Source organism: Streptomyces thermolilacinus SPC6 (assembly GCF_000478605.2).
Classification (GTDB): domain Bacteria; phylum Actinomycetota; class Actinomycetes; order Streptomycetales; family Streptomycetaceae; genus Streptomyces; species Streptomyces thermolilacinus.
The window spans coordinates 1,306,645-1,322,598 of sequence record NZ_ASHX02000001.1 but is presented as its reverse complement, the minus strand read 5'-3'; the positions used below and the strand labels follow the sequence as shown (position 1 = coordinate 1,322,598).

Sequence of the window (15,954 nt, the reverse complement as noted above, 5' to 3'; positions counted from 1 at the left end):
GTGATCGAGCGGACCCTGCCGCCGTACGCCGTCGCGGTCGAGGCGTTCTCCGACGTGCCGGGCGCCCGGCTCCTCCCCGAGGAACGGCCCTTCGTGGCGGACGCCGCCGAAGGGCGGCGCCGCGAGTTCGCGTCCGTACGGCACTGCGCCCGCCGCGCTCTCGCCGGACTGGGCCGGCCCCCGGTACCGCTCCTCCCCGACGCCGACGGCGTCCCCCGGTGGCCGGACGGGGTGGTCGGCAGCATGACGCACTGCCGCGGCGGCTACCGGGCCGCCGCCGTGGCCCCGCGCACCGTCGCGCGGGCCATCGGAGTGGACGCCGAACCGCACCGGCCGCTGCGCGAGGGGGTACTGGCGAGCGTCGCCCGCCCCGGCGAACGCGCCCGGCTGGCGGGGCTCGAACACACCGGCGCGGCCGTGTGCTGGGACCGGCTGCTGTTCTGCGCCAAGGAAGCCGTCTACAAGGCGTGGTTCCCGCTGACCCGTGTGCGGCTGGGCTTCCACGACGTGGACATCGACTTCGAGCCGCGTACCGATGTGTTCCGGGCGCGGGTGGTGGGAGGAGGGGCGGCCGGGGGGGAGCCGGGACACGAGCCTTCGTTCCGCTCCGGACGGCTGACCGGTCGGTGGGTCGTCGGCCACGGGGTGGCCGCCGCGGCGGTGGTCCTGCCGTCGTTTGACATCGGCGCAGGTCGTGGGAAAGTCTCGTCGTAAAGATACCCGGGATGTCAGAGGTGGGCCATGACCAGCGAGGAGCTTCTGGCTGTACTCGCTGCCGTCGGCCACGCACAGCGTCTGCGCGTCATCGCCGAGCTCGCCGAGGGCCGGATGTACGTCAGCGAACTGGCCCGCCGCCTCGGGATGTCCCGCCCCCTGCTGTACATGCACCTGGAACGGCTGGAGAAGGCCGGACTGGTCGTGGGCAACCTGGAGCTGTCCGACGACGGCAAAGCGCTGAAGTACTTCGAACTGGCCTCGTTTGACCTGCACTTGAATGTGGATACGATCCTCGCGGCCGTACGGGCCGACGATGCGCGGGCGGTGGACGCCGGTGCCGCCCCGGAGCGGGCGGACGCAAAGGGCCCGGAAGACCGGAAGGGCCTGAAAGACGTGAAGGGGAAACGCACATGACCGGGGCCGTCATCGCCGTCGCCATCGTCCTGATCGTCGTCTGCGGCGTCACAGCGAGCGTGGTCGCGTACTTCAGACTGCAACGCCACCGTGCCGACGCCGTCGCCATGGCCTCGTACCGCAAGCTCGCCGAGGAAGCGGTCGCCCAGCAGGAGTCCCTGCGCTCCCAGCTCGCCGAACTCGGCGACCGCGTCAAGGCCGTCGAAGCGCTGCTCCGCAGCGTCGACTAGCTCCATCCGCGACCTGCGCGCGGCGGCGCGGTCCACGGGCCGCGGCACGCTGACGGCGCGCGGAACGCCGAGCGCGCCACCGGAACGACCGGAGAAAGAGGGGCGAGGCCCCGAACCGGGCGGCCGCGTCCGCCGCCCGTACCCGGAGCCCCCGCCCGCGCCGTGTACGCGGTTACGAGGCGCGTCGCTGCCCCGGAGCGGCCTCCAGGGGCGTCCGCCCCCGCTGGCGGACGACGTTCTGCGGCGGGAGCGTCCGGACGACCCGGCCGTCCAGCAGGGCCACGCCCAGCGGGGTCACCGTGTGCAGCACCGTGTTGCGGATGCGGCGCGTGGTGATCAGACCGGTCTCGCGCAGCACCGCCGTGTGCTGGCTGGCGCCGGCCGCGGAGATGCCGAGCTGGTCGGCGAGCTGGCTGGTGGTGCAGGTGGCCCGCAGCACACGCAGCGCGGCCGCCCGGGTCTGGCCGACCAGCGCGCCGAGCGACTGCGTGCGGCCGTCGGGCTCCTCCCACAGCGCGGCGGCGCGAGCGGGGTCGGGCGGCGCGGCGAACGCCAGCACCGCCTGGCCGTTCTCCACGGCGGCCGCCATGAGCCTGCCGGGCCGGTGGTTGAGGAACACCGACGGCGTGAGGACCAGTCCCCGCCCGCCGAGGCGGACGTCCTCGTCGGGCCCGCCCGGTATCTCCAGGACCGGGGCGCGCCAGATGATCCGGGGGTGCAGCGTGGCCAGGAGCTGCCCCACGCCCCCCGCCATCACGATCCTGCCGCGCGCCTCGCACTCGGCCTCCAGATACGCGCGCAGCTGGTCCCAGTACGGGGCCACCGCCGCGCGCCAGACCTCGGGCAGCTCGGTGGGGCCGGTCACCGCGCCCGGGTCGTCGCCGTACCGCTCGGCGTGCGCGACGAGCAGCTCCGGGTCGAGGGGGCCACCGCCGTGCGCGGGTGGCGACGACCACCGGGGCAGCCGCTTGGTGACCTGGCTGCGCCACCGCGCGTAGGGCGCGCCGACGCTGCGGCTGAGGAGACCGGCCGCGAAGGCCGTCTCGACGAGCGGCCCCACGGTGGGCCGCAGCCGGGTTCTGGCGAGGTCGTCGGCGTCGAAGTGGATTCTCTGCATGGTGGCCCCCGTAGTCCCCGCGGGCAGGCGGGGAGGTGAAAAAGACAACGAGAAGACGCTTGACCGAGCGCTCAGGCGGACCGGCCGGTCAGGGAGACGAAGACGTCGTCGAGAGTCGGCCGCCGCAGTGCGAAGTCGGCGACCTCCACGTTCTCCCGGCGCAGCGCGGCCGCCGCCGTGGCGATGTCGTCCATGCCGTCGGCGACGGCGATGGAGACGACGCCCTTGTCACGGTCCACCGTCGGCTCGACGGCGGTCACCCGGCGCAGCGCCGACACCGCCGCCGCCACCCGTTCCGGATGCGTGACAACGATTTCCAGCCGCTCCTCGCCGACCTTGCGCTTGAGCTCGTTGGGCGTGCCGTCGGCGATCACCCGGCCCGCGTCCACGACCACGATCCGGTCGGCCAGGTAGTCGGCCTCCTCCAGGTACTGGGTGGTCAGCAGGACGGTGACGCCGTCGGAGACGAGCTCCCGCACGGCCGACCACAGGGCCATCCGGCTCACCGGGTCCAGGCCCGTGGTGGGCTCGTCGAGGAAGAGCACCGAGGGCCGCGCGACCAGGCAGGCCGCCAGGTCCAGGCGCCGCCGCATACCGCCCGAGTAGGTGCGGGCCGGGCGGTCGCCCGCGCCCGTCAGGTCGAACCGTTCGAGCAGCTCCGCCGCCCGCACCCGCGCGGCCCGCCTGCCCAGGTGCAGCAGCGTGCCGATCAGCACCAGGTTCTCGCGCCCGGTGAGGAGCTCGTCCACCGCCGCGTACTGGCCGGCCAGGCCGATCCGCCGGCGTACCTCGCGCGGCTGCCGCACCACGTCGTACCCGGCGACCTCGGCGCGGCCGCCGTCCGGGACGAGCAGTGTCGCCAGCGTGCGCACCGTGGTCGTCTTGCCCGCGCCGTTCGGGCCGAGCAGACCCAGCACCGTACCGGCCGGCACCGCGAGGTCGACCCCGCGCAGGGCCTGGGTCCGCCCGTACCCCTTGCACAGCCCCTCGGCCTGAATCGCCATGTCCACGGGTCGGGGCCCCTCAAGAAGCCTGTGGGGCACTGGACTCGCGCAGGCTCAGCGGGCGCATGTCCGTCCAGTTCTCCTCGACGTACGCGAGCGCCGCGTCACGCGGGCTCTCGTCGAGGGCGACCGCCCAGCCCTCCGGCCGCTGGGCGAAGGCCGGCCACAAGGAGTGCTGGCCCTCGCCGTTCACGAGTACGAGAAACGTTCCGTCCTGGTCGTCAAAGGGGTTCGACACGTCGCCCACTCACTCCCGAATCCGAGTCGTCTGTCGCGCACGCCGTATGCCCGGCGCGTCGTCATGCTGTCGGATTCCGCTGACACGCCACTGACCGCCCTCTGATGCGCGGAGCCCCCCCGCTACCGGGCCGCGCGCTCCGACTGCCGTCGCGTGGCGGCGACATCGCACTTGCCGTTGGAGTTGAAGACGATCTCCCGGACGACATGCACCTCGTGGGGGACCAGGCCCGAGGGCAGCGCACCGGTGAGCGCCTTGCGCAGCGCTCCGGCGAGCGCCTCGCCGTCGGTGTGCGCCGGGTCCGCGGCGCGGACGAACAGCTCCAGGCTGTCGACGGGCCCCCGCACGACGTCGAAGGCCGCGTCGGCGACGCCGGGCACGGACAGCACGTGGTGGCGCAGCTCGCCCAGCTCGACGCGGTAGCCGTTGACCTTCCACTGGTCGTCCCGGCGCCCCAGGTGGAGCAGGAGCCGCTCGGGGAGCAGTTCCGCCATGTCGCCGGTACGGTACGCTGGGCCAGGCGCGCCGCCCAGTTCCCGCTCGTCGACGAACCGGTCACCCGCGCCCGTGCCGCCCAGGTATCCGGCGGCGACGGCGCTCCCGGCGATCACCAGTTCACCGGGCCGGCCGGGCGGCAGCGGCCGCAGCTGCTCGTCCACCACATAGGCGCGGGTGTTCCAGGCCGGGGTGCCGATGGGCACGGTCGGCGTACCGGGCAGGGCGGTGTTGTCGAACCGGTGGGCGCAGCAGCCGATCGTCGTCTCGGTCGGGCCGTAGTGGTTGACGAGCCGCACGCCGTCGAGCCGGGAGCCCAGCGCGGTGATGAGCGCCGGGTCGAGCGCCTCGCCCCCGAACATCAGCAGCCGGGTCGTCCGGTCGTAGCGGGGCGGCTCGGCGAGGGCCTCGAAGAACCGGGCGTGGGAGGGGGTGAGCTTGACGAAGGTGTACGGGTCCGCCTGGGCGCCGAACAGCGTGGCCTGGTCCCACAGTCCGGGCACGGTCACCACCCGCCCGCCCTGGGCGAGCGGCACCCACAGGGACGTCATCGCCAGGTCGTAGCCGAGGCTGGCGAACAGCGGGCTGCCGCTCCCGCCCGCCCCGACGAGCGACCCGCACCAGGCCACGTAGTTGGCGAGCGACGCGTGCGGGACCATGACGCCCTTGGGCGTGCCGGTCGAGCCGGAGGTGAACACGACGTACGCGATGTCCTCGCCGCGCGGCAGTTCCGGCTCCGGCGGGGTGCGGACGTCCGCGAGCTCCGCCACGTCGACGACGGGTACGTCGAGCGCGGGCAGCAGGGCCGCGGCCACCGGGCCGTCGTGGACGAGGGCGGCCGGCCGGGCCCCGGCGAGCACCGTGCCGACGCGTTCGGCGGGGTGGGTCGGGTCGATGGGGACGTAGGCGGCGCGGAGGGACATGGCGCCGAGCGCGGCGGCGATCACCCCGGCGGTCCGGTCGGCCCACACGGCCACCCGGTCGCCGGGGCCCACCCCGGCCTCCCGCAGCACGGCGGCCACGACGAGTGCGCGGTGCCACAGCTGCCGGTACGTCCAGGACGTGGCGCCGGACCGGACGGCCACGGCGTCCGGGCGTACCCGCGCGTGCGCCCGTACGAGCCGCACCACCGAGTCCGCTTCGATGTCGCGCACCTCACCGGACAGCATGCCGGGGTGCGCCGCTGACGAGATCATCGCTGCTCCTGTTGTCGGCTTCTCGGGGCCGGGCGCGGCCGCCCGCGCCCGGCGGGACGGGATGAGGGGTCAGCTCAGCGCGGCACGGCTGACCATGTCGCCCATGGCCACGATGATCTTCCGCTCGCCCTCGAAGGGGTCCCGGCCGTGCGAGACGAGCATGTTGTCGATGACCGCCACATCGCCCCGTTCCCAGGGGAACCGCCGCGCCAACGAGTCGTAGAGCGAGCGCAGCAGGGTGACGGTGGCGTCGTCGATGGGGGAGCCGTCGCCGAAGGACGCACTGCGGGGGTACGCGGTCTCGTCGTCGCCGAACAGCGACCTCATGACCTCCCGGACGGACGGCTCCAGGCAGGCCGTGTGGTGCAGGAAGAGCTGGTTGAAGAAGACCTGCTCACCCGTGCCGGGGTGCCGGAGGACGGCCGGTGCCTGCTGCACCGTCCGCAGGACGCCGTCGGGCAGCCACTCGCACTCCACACCCTGGGCGCGGCAGCGCTCCTCCACCTCGGCGCGGTCGCCGGTGCCGAACATCTGCTCCCAGCCGACGTCGAGCCCGGGGATGAAGTTGCGCACGTAGCGGATGCCGAGCGTCCGGAAACGGTCGCGCAGCTCGTCCGGGAGCGCCTCCCACACCTTGCGCCCGTCGACGATCGGGGTGGCGCCGCCGCTGTCCGACGGCTGTACGCAGCAGAAGAACTGGCGGCTGGGCCACTGCGGCATGTGGGAGCTCTCGTGGTGGAACAGGATCGACTGCTGGGCCGGGTACGGCGTCGACTTGTAGACCCGGTCGGCGTCCTTCTCGTGCGGCAGGTCGCCGTAGTCGCCGTACAGGGCGTTCACCAGGGAGGAGGCCACCGCCTCGAACGCGTCGGCGTCCGCGATGCCGAAGTCGCGCAGGACGACCGCGCCGTGGGTGAGGAGAGTGGCGTCGATGGCCGGGCGGTGCTGTGCCGCCCACTCCACCGCGTCGATGCCCGGTGTCTCGCACCGGAGCAGGGGCGGATAGATCTCGTCGTTGAATGAGACGCCAGGACCGAACATTCCCGACCATCCCTTCCTCTCGTGGTCGCAGACACCGGCCGCGCCTCGTCCGAGGCCGCTTGGTCTGCCCGACGGAGTGACACCGCCGGAAGCCCGGCGGCGCCATGGGACGTGTTCGGCTTCTGGTCGTGCGTCAACTGGCCTGGTGGCGTGGCCAACAGGAATGGTCATGAGTCTAGGAAGCCGGGTATGGCCCGGCCATGCCCTTAAGTTGCCGGCGAAAATCACAGGTCACCTGGCCTTTTGCGCCAGGACCCCGGTACGGCGCGCGGGCGGCGGCGGCCCCGGTCCCGGCGGGTCTTGCCGGGCCGGGACCGGGGCCACTTCCCCGTCCGCGTCCGCTACTCGCGCACGCCCGCCATCTCGCCGGGCTTGCCGCGCAGGACCAGCCGCGTCGACAGCAGGGTGGTGGCGAGGGTCAGGCCCAGCGCGGCTCCGGCCACCGCGACGAAGATCCACGGGGAGCCGTGCGGGACCGGCGAGCCCAGCACGCTGATGCTCAGCGGTACGAGCGTGAGCGCCGCGACCATCATGCCCAGCACGATGCCGACGACGGCCACCAGGAACGCCTCGACCGTCATCATCTGCATCACCTGGCGGCGCGTGGAGCCGATCAGCCGCTGGAGCATGAACTCCCGCCGCCGTTCGGTCGTGGCGATGACCTGGGTGTTCACCAGGGCGATCGTCGCGTACCCCACGACCATGCCCAGCACCAGGTACGACATCCACGTCTGCGTCTCGTCCGCCTCGGCCTGGACGACGGCCAGCGCCGCACGGTCCGCGACCCGCAGGCCGGGGTGGTCGGCGGCAAGCCCGGACAGCGTCGTGGCCAGCTCGCCCAGGTCCGTTCCCGGTCCGGCCTTCACCATGATCTGGGGCAGAAGGCCGGAGTCGGTGTGCGGCACCAGGAGGGCGGCGGGCAGCAGCGCGGTCTCGTACCCGCGTCGCCCGTCGAGCGTGGCCACCAGCGTCAGTTCGGCACGGGAGCCGTCGCCCAGCCGCATCGGCACCTTGTCGCCGAGCGCGTGCCCGGACTCCTTCGCGAACGCCGTCGGCAGGGCGACGGTGTCGCCGGTCAGCTCCGCCAGGCTGCCGCCGGAGGCGCGGAACGCGGTGGTCCGGTCCAGGCCGGCCGGGGTGACGCCCAGCATCGGCACCTCGATGGGCTCCGGCTCGTCGGGCTCGTCGCCCTCCTCCTCGCTGCCGGGCGCCGGTTTCCTCGGAGCGGGCGGGTCGATGTAGCCGATGGTGGAGACCTGCGCGGACGCGGCTTCGACACCGGGCTGGCGGGCGACGGTCTCGACCAGCTCCAGCGGCAGGCCGCCGCTGACGGAGGTGACGACCAGGTCGGCCCGCAGGTTCTCCTTGAAGGCCCGCTCCGCGCCGCTGGACTGGGTGGTCTGGAGGTAGATCAGCGCCATGGCCAGGCCGCTGGCGAGCATGACGGGCATCACCGCGCCCGCGAACCGGCTCGTACGGGCCTTGGCGTTGTGCGAGGCGAGCCAGCCCGGGAGGCCCGTGACCGCGCGCAGCGGCCCGCGCAGCGCCGCGGTGATCACCTTGGCGAGGCCCGGGCCGAGCAGGCCGAAACCGGCCGTCCACAGCATCGCCGCCGGGATCGCCGTGCTGCCCGCCGACGGGCCGGCGATGTTCGCGGTGACCAGGGCGAGCGCGGTGCCGCCACCGAGGAAGAGCAGCGCGAAGACCAGCCGGGGCGCGCTGAACCAGCGCTGCTGGAGGGAGGCTTCGGCCAGCGCCTCCGTCGGCCGGGTACGGGTCGCGGCCCGTGCGCCGAGGAACGCCGCGCCGAGCGCGGTGAGCAGCGCGGTGGCGACGCCGACGGCCATGGGGATGAGGCCCGCGCGGAAGGCGATCGTCTCGGGGACGACTCCGGCACTGGCGAATGCGTGCAGCAGCAACCGGCCGATCACCGGGCCGGGGAAGCACGCGAGCGCGGTGGCGAACACGGCGACGAACAGGGTCTCGCCCAGCACCATCCGCCGCAGCTGGGCGGGGGTGGCGCCGATCGCCCGCAGCAGCGCGGACTCCCGCTGCCGCTGGTTCAGCGACAGGCTGACCGTGCTGGAGACGACGAAGACGGTGACCGCGGCGGACAGCCCGCCGAACACGGATGCCAGGGTGACGAGTTTGCCGCCCTCGGCGATGACGTCCGGGTTCTCCGCCCAGCCGCGCTCGTCCCCGGACAGCACCCGCGTCGGCCCGTCGCCCACGACCTTGCCGATGGCCTGCTCGACCGGGCCGATGGCCGTGCCCGGGGCGGTGAACACGCCGATGGTGTCCGCCCTGCCCGGCCGGCCGGTGGCCTCGGCCGCCTCGGCGTCGGTGAGGAACACCGTCGCCGGGTCGACGGAGGCCGGGCCCGAGACCAGCGCGGTGACGCGGTAGGTGCCGGGCGTGCCGCGCAGCGCCAGGCGCAGGTCATGGCCGACGCGTACGCCGTTCTGCCCGGCGAACCGTGCGTCCAGGGCGATCTCGCCCGCCGACGACGGCGCCTTGCCCTGCTCGACGCGGTACGCGGCCAGCCTGGTGGACGACCAGCCGTGGCCGGTCAGCCGGACGCCGCCCTGCTTGTCGTCCAGTACGGCGGCCGGGAACGAGACGTCCGCGACGGCGCCGGTCACGCCCGGCACCGCCTCGATGCGCTCCATCAGCGCGGTGTCGACGCGGACGCGCTCGGGAAAGAGGTCGCGCCGGGTGCCGGGGAAGCGCTGGTCGCCGGTGACGACGAGCTGTGCGGCGGCGAGGCGCTCGGGCGGGGCGGCTTTGTGCAGGCCCGTCTCGAAGAGTCCGCCGCATCCCACGACGATCGCGGCGCCGAAGAACAGCGCGATGAACGTCGCGATGAGGCCGCCCTTGTGGAACCGCAGGGTCTTGAGCGCCAGCGTGATCATCGGCTTGCTCCCCGGCCGTGGGAGGCGCCGGGGGCCGCGGGGTGTCCGTTGCCCCAGGCCCCGAGGTGGGTCATCCGCTCGGCGACCTGGTCGGCGGTCGCCCGGTCCAGGGAGCTGACGATCCGTCCGTCGGCCAGGAACAGGACGCGGTCCGCGTGCGCGGCGGCCACCGGGTCGTGGGTGACCATCACGATGGTCTGCCCCGACCACTGGACGGCCTCGCGCAGCAGCGTGAGCACCTCGCGGGCGGTGTAGGTGTCCAGGGCGCCGGTCGGCTCGTCGGCGAAGACCACGGCGGGCTTGGTGATCAGCGCCCGCGCGATGGCGACGCGCTGCTGCTGGCCGCCGGAGAGTTCACCGGGGCGGTTGCCCCGCCGGTCCGACAGGCCGACGCGGTCGATGACCTCGTCGATCTCGGCCCGCTTGGCCCGGCGGCCCGCGAGGCGCAGCGGCAGGGTGACGTTGTCGACGACGTTCAGCGCGGGGAGCAGGTTGAACGCCTGGAAGATGAAGCCGATGCGCTCCCGGCGGAGCTTGGTCAGGTCCTTCTCGCCCAGCGGGGAGAGGTCCACGCCGTCGAGGAGGACGGTCCCGGACGTGGGCCGGTCCAGCCCGGCCGCGCAGTGGAGGAAGGTGCTCTTGCCGGAACCGGAGGGGCCCATGACCGCCGTGAAGCTGCCGCGCGGTAAGCCGATGGTCACGCCGTCGAGGGCCGCCACCTGGTTCTTGGAGCCGCCGTAGACCTTGCGTACGGAGTCGAGCTTGACGACCTCGTAGCCGTCGTGTCCTGCGTAGCCGTGCGGGCTCGGTGTCCCGTTCATGTGCGGTGTCCTTCGTCTGCGGCGGGCCCGGCGACCGGGCGTGCTGGGGTGAGGTGCAGCGGGCCGGGCGCGGCGAGCACCCGCTTGGCCTCGGCGAGCGGGTCCGGCGGGGGGCGGAGCAGCGTGTGGGCGACGGCCAGGTGGAGCCGGGCGGCCGCCACCACGGCGTACGAGGCGTACGCGGCCAGGACCAGGAAGACGGCCGACGCGGTCAGCGCGGCGGGCCAGGTGTCGATCCAGATCCCGGGCCCCGTGCCGTCCGAGCGGCCGAGCCGCACCCCCTCCGCGAAACCGCCGTCCGCCTGCCGGGACTCGACGGCCCAGAACCACAGGGGCAGGCAGACCCCGGCGAGCAGGGGCAGCCAGACCAGCAGCGTGAGCGCGTCGAGGAGCAGCAGGAACGGGTGGAGCAGGATGAGGTAGCAGCAGTCGCGGTAGAAGACGGGATCGGTGCAGCGGGCCTTCAGATGTCCGACGAGCCCCGGTTCCGTGACCTCCTGGTAGGCGTACGGGATCGGCGCGTCGACCAGTGCGGCGCGGCCGCGCTCGACCTGGGCGCAGCACCGGACCACCCACACGGAGCCGATGGTGAGCGCCAGCGTCACGGTGAGCTGGCTGAGGACGATGCCCACGACGACGGCGGCGGTCGCCACCGCGAAGAACACGCCGCCGGCCACGACGTACCCGGCGAGGTACCCGGTCGCCCGCCACGGGGCGGGGGACACCAGCATGCGCAGCGGGTTCCCCTGCCGGGGCATCCGGCGCGCGGGCGGCAGCGACGCCCTGAAGGCCGCCGTGAGGGAAGGCCGCGAACGCGTGGACGCGGCCCCGCCGTGGTGCGGGCCCGGACCACGGGCCGGGTCGGGACCGTGGGCCGGGTCGGGGGCGGAGCCTCCGGACGGGTGGCCGGTCGCCGGTGAGGCGCAGGGACCGCCGGGGGCGGGCTCGGGGAGTGCCCCCGGCGCGTGTACGAACGGGTCGCCGGAGGCGGTCACCCGGGCCCCCGGCGCGGTACCGGTGGCGGTTCCGACGGGCGCCGCCGGCGCGGTCCGCCGGGCTTGCGGAGCGGTGCCGGGCAGGGACCCGGGCGATCCGGGGGCGGCGCCGGGCGGCGGGGCTTCGGGCGGTGTCATCCCACACTCCGGAGCAGGGTCTCGATCGACTTGAGGCGGTCGTCGAGCGCGCCCAACTGCCGGTGGAGGGCCTCGTGTCCGGCGCTCGCCTCCTCGGCGAGCTTGCGGTAGGAGGCCATGGCGACGGCGTCGGCGCGGTGCCGCTGGAGCCGGAAGTAGGCGACCACACCGAGGGTGCTGCCACCGGCGATGATCAGGATGATGGCGATCGTGATGACGGCGCCGGTCATGTGGGAGTTCCCTTCACGTCACTGACTGTGCCTTCCGCGTCCGCCGCCACGGCCGCGGCTATCGTCCTGGCGTTCACATGCAGGTCGAACGGCGCCAGTTCGAAGTACTTCAGCGCCTTGCCGCTCTTCGACAACTCCAGGCTGCCGACCACGAGACCGGCCTTCTCCAGCCGCTCCAGGTGCATGTACAGCAGCGGTCGCGATATCCCCAGGCGGCGGGCCAGCTCGCTGACGTACATCCGTCCGCCGGCGACCTCCGCGATGACCCGGAGGCGTTGTGCGTGGCCCACGGCGGCGAGCACGGCCAGCAGCTCCTCGCTTGTCATGGTCCACGCCCTCTCGCTTGAAGCATGTAAGTCGAGACTTACATATGCCTTGGAGGGCTGTCAAACGTCATGCCGGACCTTCTCCTGTCCGGACAGTGCGAAGGCCCGGCCCCCGAAGGGGACCGGGCCTGGGGCGCGACGGGACGTCACATGGCGGACCAGGAGCGGAACTGCCGCATCCCGTAGAGGAGGGGTGGGTGGCCGTGCCGCTCGACGATGTGGCGCGCGGTGCCGAACACGGTGACGTGGCTTCCGACCTTCCGGGTCAGGACGACATCGCAGTCCGTGACGGCGTGCGCGTCCCTGGACAGATGGGGGCCCGCCATGTCCGGGGTCTGCTCCCAGGGGAGGAGGTCGAAGCGGTGCGGGTTGCCCGAGGCGAAGAGCTCGGCGGCCTCCCGGGCGCCCTCGTGCAGGAAGTTGACCGCGAACACGCCGCTCTTCATGATCGCCTCCAGGGTCGGGCTGCCGTCGCGGAGGCAGACCAGCAGCGTGGGCGGATCGAGCGACACGCTGCACACCGAGGAGCAGGTCATCCCGCGCGGCGCACCCTCGTGGTCGGTGGTGGTCACCACGCAGACACCGGTGGGGAAGCCGCTCATCATGGCGCGGAATCCGTCGGGGGTGGCCGGAGCGGACACCGGCGGGGCGGTGGGGGCGGGGGTCCGTATCGCGGGGTCGGTCATCGGCGTACCGCCTTCTGTCTCTACGGGAAGCTTGTCGCGGCCGGCACCGTGATGCCGGTGACCGCGAAGAACACGGGCGTCGGCGGGACGGCCCACGCGCGACGCCGACGGCACGCGGGACACCGCGCCGGGCCGGGGGGTTCATCACCGCCGGACGGCCCGCCCGGCCGGGGCCGCACCGGGGGCGGCCAGGCCCATGTGCTCCCTGGCCGCCGCCACACCCCGCGCCTGGGCCGGTCGCGGCCGCGAGCAGCGGCCACCCGAACGCGTCGGCGCCCGTCCTGCGGCTCGTGGGCGAGGCCGGCGAGGAGCAGCACCGCGCCGGCCCGGGCCGGCCCATGGGCGTGAGGACGTCGGGGACCGGGCCGGGCGGCAGTTACATCGCGGGAAACCTTGCCGGACGCGAAGTAGACGGCGGGCCCGGCCGCAGGCCCGCCGTGAACTCCGCGGCGACGGTCAGCGCAGCTGCGTGAAGTAGTCGTACGCCTTGGGCAGCACCTCGGTCAGCCGCTGCGTCTTGTTCCGGATCTGCTCGAACTCCCGCTGCGCGGCGCCGCCGTCGGCCAGGGCCAGCGCGGGCGACGGCTTGAGCTCGATGCCGCCCATCCCGAGGAGGATGCACATGTACGAGTACGGCGGCAGCCCGTGGTAGTACGGGTAGACCGTCTCCGAGTCCGGGAGCTGCACCTTCCACTTCTCGATGCGCTCGGCGAGGGAATCGGGGATCTTCCGGGTCTTGGTGTCACGCCAGTACTGCGTGTCGTTCCGCTTGGCGGCCACGTAGTGCAGCACCAGGAACTCCCGTACGCCGTCCATGACGTGGGAGACCGCGCTGTTGTACAGATCGCGGTGCATGGAATTCCAGTCCGCGGCCGGGAAGTTCTTCACCAGCTGCTCGATGGCGTGGTGGATGAAGAAGATCCCGGTCGACTCCAGCGGCTCGACGAATCCGCTGGACAGGCCGATGGCCACGCAGTTCTTGACCCAGGAATTCCGGCTGCGGCCGATGCGCATACGGATGTGATTGGCCTCGACGTCGGCGGCGGCCGGGCCGACGAATTCCCGCAGAGTGCGCTCGGCCTCTTCCGGGGAGAGGTAGTCCTTGGCGTACACGTATCCGGTGCCGACGCGGCCCGTCAGCGGAATCGTCCAGATCCAGCCGGCGTCCTGGGCGGTCGCCGTCGTGCACGGCAGAATGCCGCGGCGCTCCATGTCCATCGGCACCTGGAGCGCGACCGCGCTGTCATTGGGCAGGGTGTCCTGGTAGGAGATGAACGGCTCCTCGAGAGCCTGGTTCAGCAAAAGCCCGCGGAAGCCGGTGCAGTCGATGAACAGGTCGCCGGTGAGGTCGCCGTGCTCACCCGTGCGCACCCCGGTGATCCAGCCCCGGTCGTCCAGGGAGACCTCGCGGACGTCGTCCACGATGTGCTTGACGCCGCGCTCGACCGAGTACTTCGTCAGGTACTTGGCGAGCAGCGCGGCCTCGAACTGGTAGGCGTAGGGGAACTGCGTCTTGCCCTGGTGCTCGGACATCGTCAGGCCCTGCATCTCGTCCGCGCCCTCGTCGAAGGGCTGGTCGATCAGCGTGCCGTCCTGGTGGCGCGGGCTGAGGCCGGCGTCGATGACGGACGCCATCACGAAGCAGTCCTTGTCGAACCGGTCCGTCGGGCCCTGCTTGAGCCACCAGTCCGTGAGCGGGAAGCCGTTGACCGACCGCATCTGCTCGAAGGGGTGGTAGAAGTAGTGCCCCTTCTCGCGCCAGTTCTCGAACCGGACGGCGAGCTTGTACGTGGCGTTGCACGCCGGCATCCAGTCCTTCTCCTTGAGCCCCAGGAACTCGAAGAAGTGGCGGATGTCGCTGAACGTGGCCTCGCCGACGCCGACGGCGCCGATGTGCCCGGATTCCACGAGAGTGATGTCGATGCGGTCACCGAACGCGGCTTTGAGGTAGGAGGCCGTCATCCAGCCTGCCGTTCCGCCGCCCACGATCACTACGTTGTTGAGCACTGATTACTCCTGTCGGGGTAGCTCCACGAGTGCCGGTTCCAGAAAGGCCGGACTTCCGGTCGCCAATGGCACCGGCCCGACCGTGTATTCCTCGGGGTGGCGCCACTGACGAATAACCCTAGGCAGGCGGGGAAGTGCGGGACAGGTCATTAAGCGTTGGCTGAAAATCGCAGGCCGCCATGACGGTTGTTGCGGCGTCAGCACTGTGTCAGCGGGAAACGGCAACATTGCCGCGCGAATGGTGGCGGGCGTCGGCTGAGTGGCGTTCCGCCCGGGGGTGGCAACGGGTCGCCCGCCTACTGCGATGGAGTTGTGCATGACACAGCAAGTCCATGTCCCGCCGTTCGCCGTGATTCCCGGCGTCCAGGTGGACCGTGTGCTGTCCGGCAGCGAGAAGGGCACCGTCGACCTGGTGGAGACGGCGTACCGGGTGCACGGCGAGGGCGACACGGTCAACCCGCCCTCGTACTTCCTGCGCTTCCCCGACCGCCCCTCCGCGCGCATCATCGCCCTTCCCGCGTCGATCGGCGGCGGCACGCGGGTCGAGGGGCTGAAGTGGATATCCAGCTTCCCGGAGAACGTGGGCCGGGGCGTCCCCCGGGCCTCCGCGGTGCTGGTGCTGAACGACTACGACACGGGTTACCCGTTCGCCTGTCTGGAGAGCTCCATCATCAGCGCGGCGCGCACCGCGGCGTCGGCGGTGCTGGCGGCCGACCGGCTCTCCCGCGACCGCACCCGCCCGGCCCGGGTGGGCTTCGTCGGGACCGGGCTCATCGCCCGCCACATCCACACGTATCTGACCCGGACCGGCTGGGACTTCGACGAGGTGGGCGTGCACGACCTGTCCGCCGAGCACGCCGCGGGCTTCCGCTCGTACCTGGAGGGCAGCGGCGCGGGCGGCCGGATCACCGTGCACGAGAGCGCCGAGGACCTGGTGCGCTCCAGTGACCTGGTGGTGTTCGCGACCATCGCCGCGGCCCCGCACGTCACCGACCCGGACTGGTTCGCGCACAACCCGCTCGTCCTCAACATCTCGCTGCGCGACCTCGCGCCCGAGGTGCTGCTCGCCTCGGCGAACGTGGTCGACGACATCGAGCACTGCCTGAAGGCGGACACCTCCCCGCACCTGACCGAAAAGCTCACGGGCAACCGGGACTTCATCGACGGGACGCTGTACGACGTGCTGACCGGACAGGTCCGGATGCCCGCCGACCGGCCCGTGGTCTTCTCGCCGTTCGGGCTCGGCGTCCTGGACCTCGCGGTCGGCAAGTACGTGTACGACATGATCCACGCCGCCGGGGACCTGCACTTCGTCGACGGCTTCTTCCACGAGATCGACCGCTACGGGCGCGCCGGCGAGGCCGGCGGCCGTACCTGAGACGGGGGT

Annotated in this window: 16 protein-coding genes; 4 read left to right on the top strand and 12 right to left on the bottom strand. The window is 72.6% G+C overall.

Features of this window, described 5'->3' with window-relative positions; translation table 11 throughout:
- From J116_RS05445 to J116_RS05435, 3 genes are read left to right on the top strand one after another with little or no spacing between them, the layout of a single operon-like run.
- Positions 1 to 714 (top strand): 4'-phosphopantetheinyl transferase family protein, encoded by a 714-nt coding sequence (locus tag J116_RS05445; RefSeq protein ID WP_023586079.1) that lies wholly within the window; start codon positions 1 to 3, stop codon positions 712 to 714.
- A gap of 27 nt (positions 715 to 741) precedes the next feature.
- A complete protein-coding gene (locus J116_RS05440) occupies positions 742 to 1,131 on the top strand; it encodes an ArsR/SmtB family transcription factor (protein WP_023586078.1) in 390 nt (129 codons plus the stop codon).
- A complete protein-coding gene (locus J116_RS05435) occupies positions 1,128 to 1,361 on the top strand; it encodes a hypothetical protein (protein WP_023586077.1) in 234 nt (77 codons plus the stop codon). Before J116_RS05440 ends, J116_RS05435 begins: the two co-directional genes overlap by 4 nt.
- A gap of 172 nt (positions 1,362 to 1,533) precedes the next feature.
- Here J116_RS05435 and J116_RS05430 read toward each other — a convergent pair whose 3' ends face one another.
- The 12 genes from J116_RS05430 to J116_RS05375 all read right to left on the bottom strand — a co-directional run bounded on the left by J116_RS05430 (position 1,534) and on the right by J116_RS05375 (position 14,567).
- Positions 1,534 to 2,478, bottom strand: coding sequence for an ArsR/SmtB family transcription factor (locus J116_RS05430; protein ID WP_023586076.1), 945 nt, complete (start codon positions 2,476 to 2,478; stop codon positions 1,534 to 1,536).
- 71 nt (positions 2,479 to 2,549) lie between these two features.
- Positions 2,550 to 3,488 (bottom strand): ATP-binding cassette domain-containing protein, encoded by a 939-nt coding sequence (locus J116_RS05425; RefSeq protein ID WP_023586075.1) that lies wholly within the window; start codon positions 3,486 to 3,488, stop codon positions 2,550 to 2,552.
- Between the two features lie 13 nt (positions 3,489 to 3,501).
- Positions 3,502 to 3,720 (bottom strand): MbtH family protein, encoded by a 219-nt coding sequence (locus J116_RS05420; protein WP_028963714.1) that lies wholly within the window; start codon positions 3,718 to 3,720, stop codon positions 3,502 to 3,504.
- A gap of 122 nt (positions 3,721 to 3,842) precedes the next feature.
- Positions 3,843 to 5,411, bottom strand: a complete 1,569-nt coding sequence (locus J116_RS05415; RefSeq protein WP_023586073.1) for an amino acid adenylation domain-containing protein — start codon at positions 5,409 to 5,411, stop codon at positions 3,843 to 3,845.
- Positions 5,412 to 5,480: 69 nt separating this feature from the next.
- Positions 5,481 to 6,452, bottom strand: a complete 972-nt coding sequence (locus J116_RS05410; protein ID WP_023586072.1) for a TauD/TfdA family dioxygenase — start codon at positions 6,450 to 6,452, stop codon at positions 5,481 to 5,483.
- Positions 6,453 to 6,793: 341 nt separating this feature from the next.
- The gene (locus J116_RS05405; protein ID WP_023586071.1) at positions 6,794 to 9,364 is read right to left on the bottom strand and encodes an FtsX-like permease family protein; all 2,571 of its coding nucleotides are present in this window, start codon (positions 9,362 to 9,364) and stop codon (positions 6,794 to 6,796) included.
- Positions 9,361 to 10,185 carry an ABC transporter ATP-binding protein gene (locus J116_RS05400; protein ID WP_023586070.1) on the bottom strand — a complete coding sequence of 275 codons (825 nt, stop codon included), beginning with the start codon at positions 10,183 to 10,185 and terminating at the stop codon, positions 9,361 to 9,363. Before J116_RS05400 ends, J116_RS05405 begins: the two co-directional genes overlap by 4 nt.
- Entirely contained in the window at positions 10,182 to 10,916 is a 735-nt protein-coding gene (locus J116_RS05395) for a sensor domain-containing protein (protein WP_161492107.1), read from the bottom strand. The genes J116_RS05400 and J116_RS05395 overlap by 4 nt, the downstream gene beginning before the upstream one ends.
- Positions 10,917 to 11,314: 398 nt before the next feature.
- Complete coding sequence (locus J116_RS05390) at positions 11,315 to 11,548, bottom strand: hypothetical protein (protein ID WP_023586068.1); 234 nt, start codon at positions 11,546 to 11,548, stop codon at positions 11,315 to 11,317.
- Positions 11,545 to 11,874, bottom strand: a complete 330-nt coding sequence (locus tag J116_RS05385) for an ArsR/SmtB family transcription factor (protein WP_023586067.1) — start codon at positions 11,872 to 11,874, stop codon at positions 11,545 to 11,547. Before J116_RS05385 ends, J116_RS05390 begins: the two co-directional genes overlap by 4 nt.
- Before the next feature lie 146 nt (positions 11,875 to 12,020).
- Complete coding sequence (locus J116_RS05380; RefSeq protein WP_023586066.1) at positions 12,021 to 12,560, bottom strand: flavin reductase family protein; 540 nt, start codon at positions 12,558 to 12,560, stop codon at positions 12,021 to 12,023.
- A gap of 456 nt (positions 12,561 to 13,016) precedes the next feature.
- Complete coding sequence (locus J116_RS05375) at positions 13,017 to 14,567, bottom strand: tryptophan halogenase family protein (protein WP_023586065.1); 1,551 nt, start codon at positions 14,565 to 14,567, stop codon at positions 13,017 to 13,019.
- A gap of 316 nt (positions 14,568 to 14,883) precedes the next feature.
- Between J116_RS05375 and sbnB the strand changes: the two genes are divergently transcribed.
- Positions 14,884 to 15,945, top strand: coding sequence for a 2,3-diaminopropionate biosynthesis protein SbnB (sbnB, locus tag J116_RS05370; protein WP_023586064.1), 1,062 nt, complete (start codon positions 14,884 to 14,886; stop codon positions 15,943 to 15,945).
- Positions 15,946 to 15,954 lie beyond the last annotated feature (9 nt).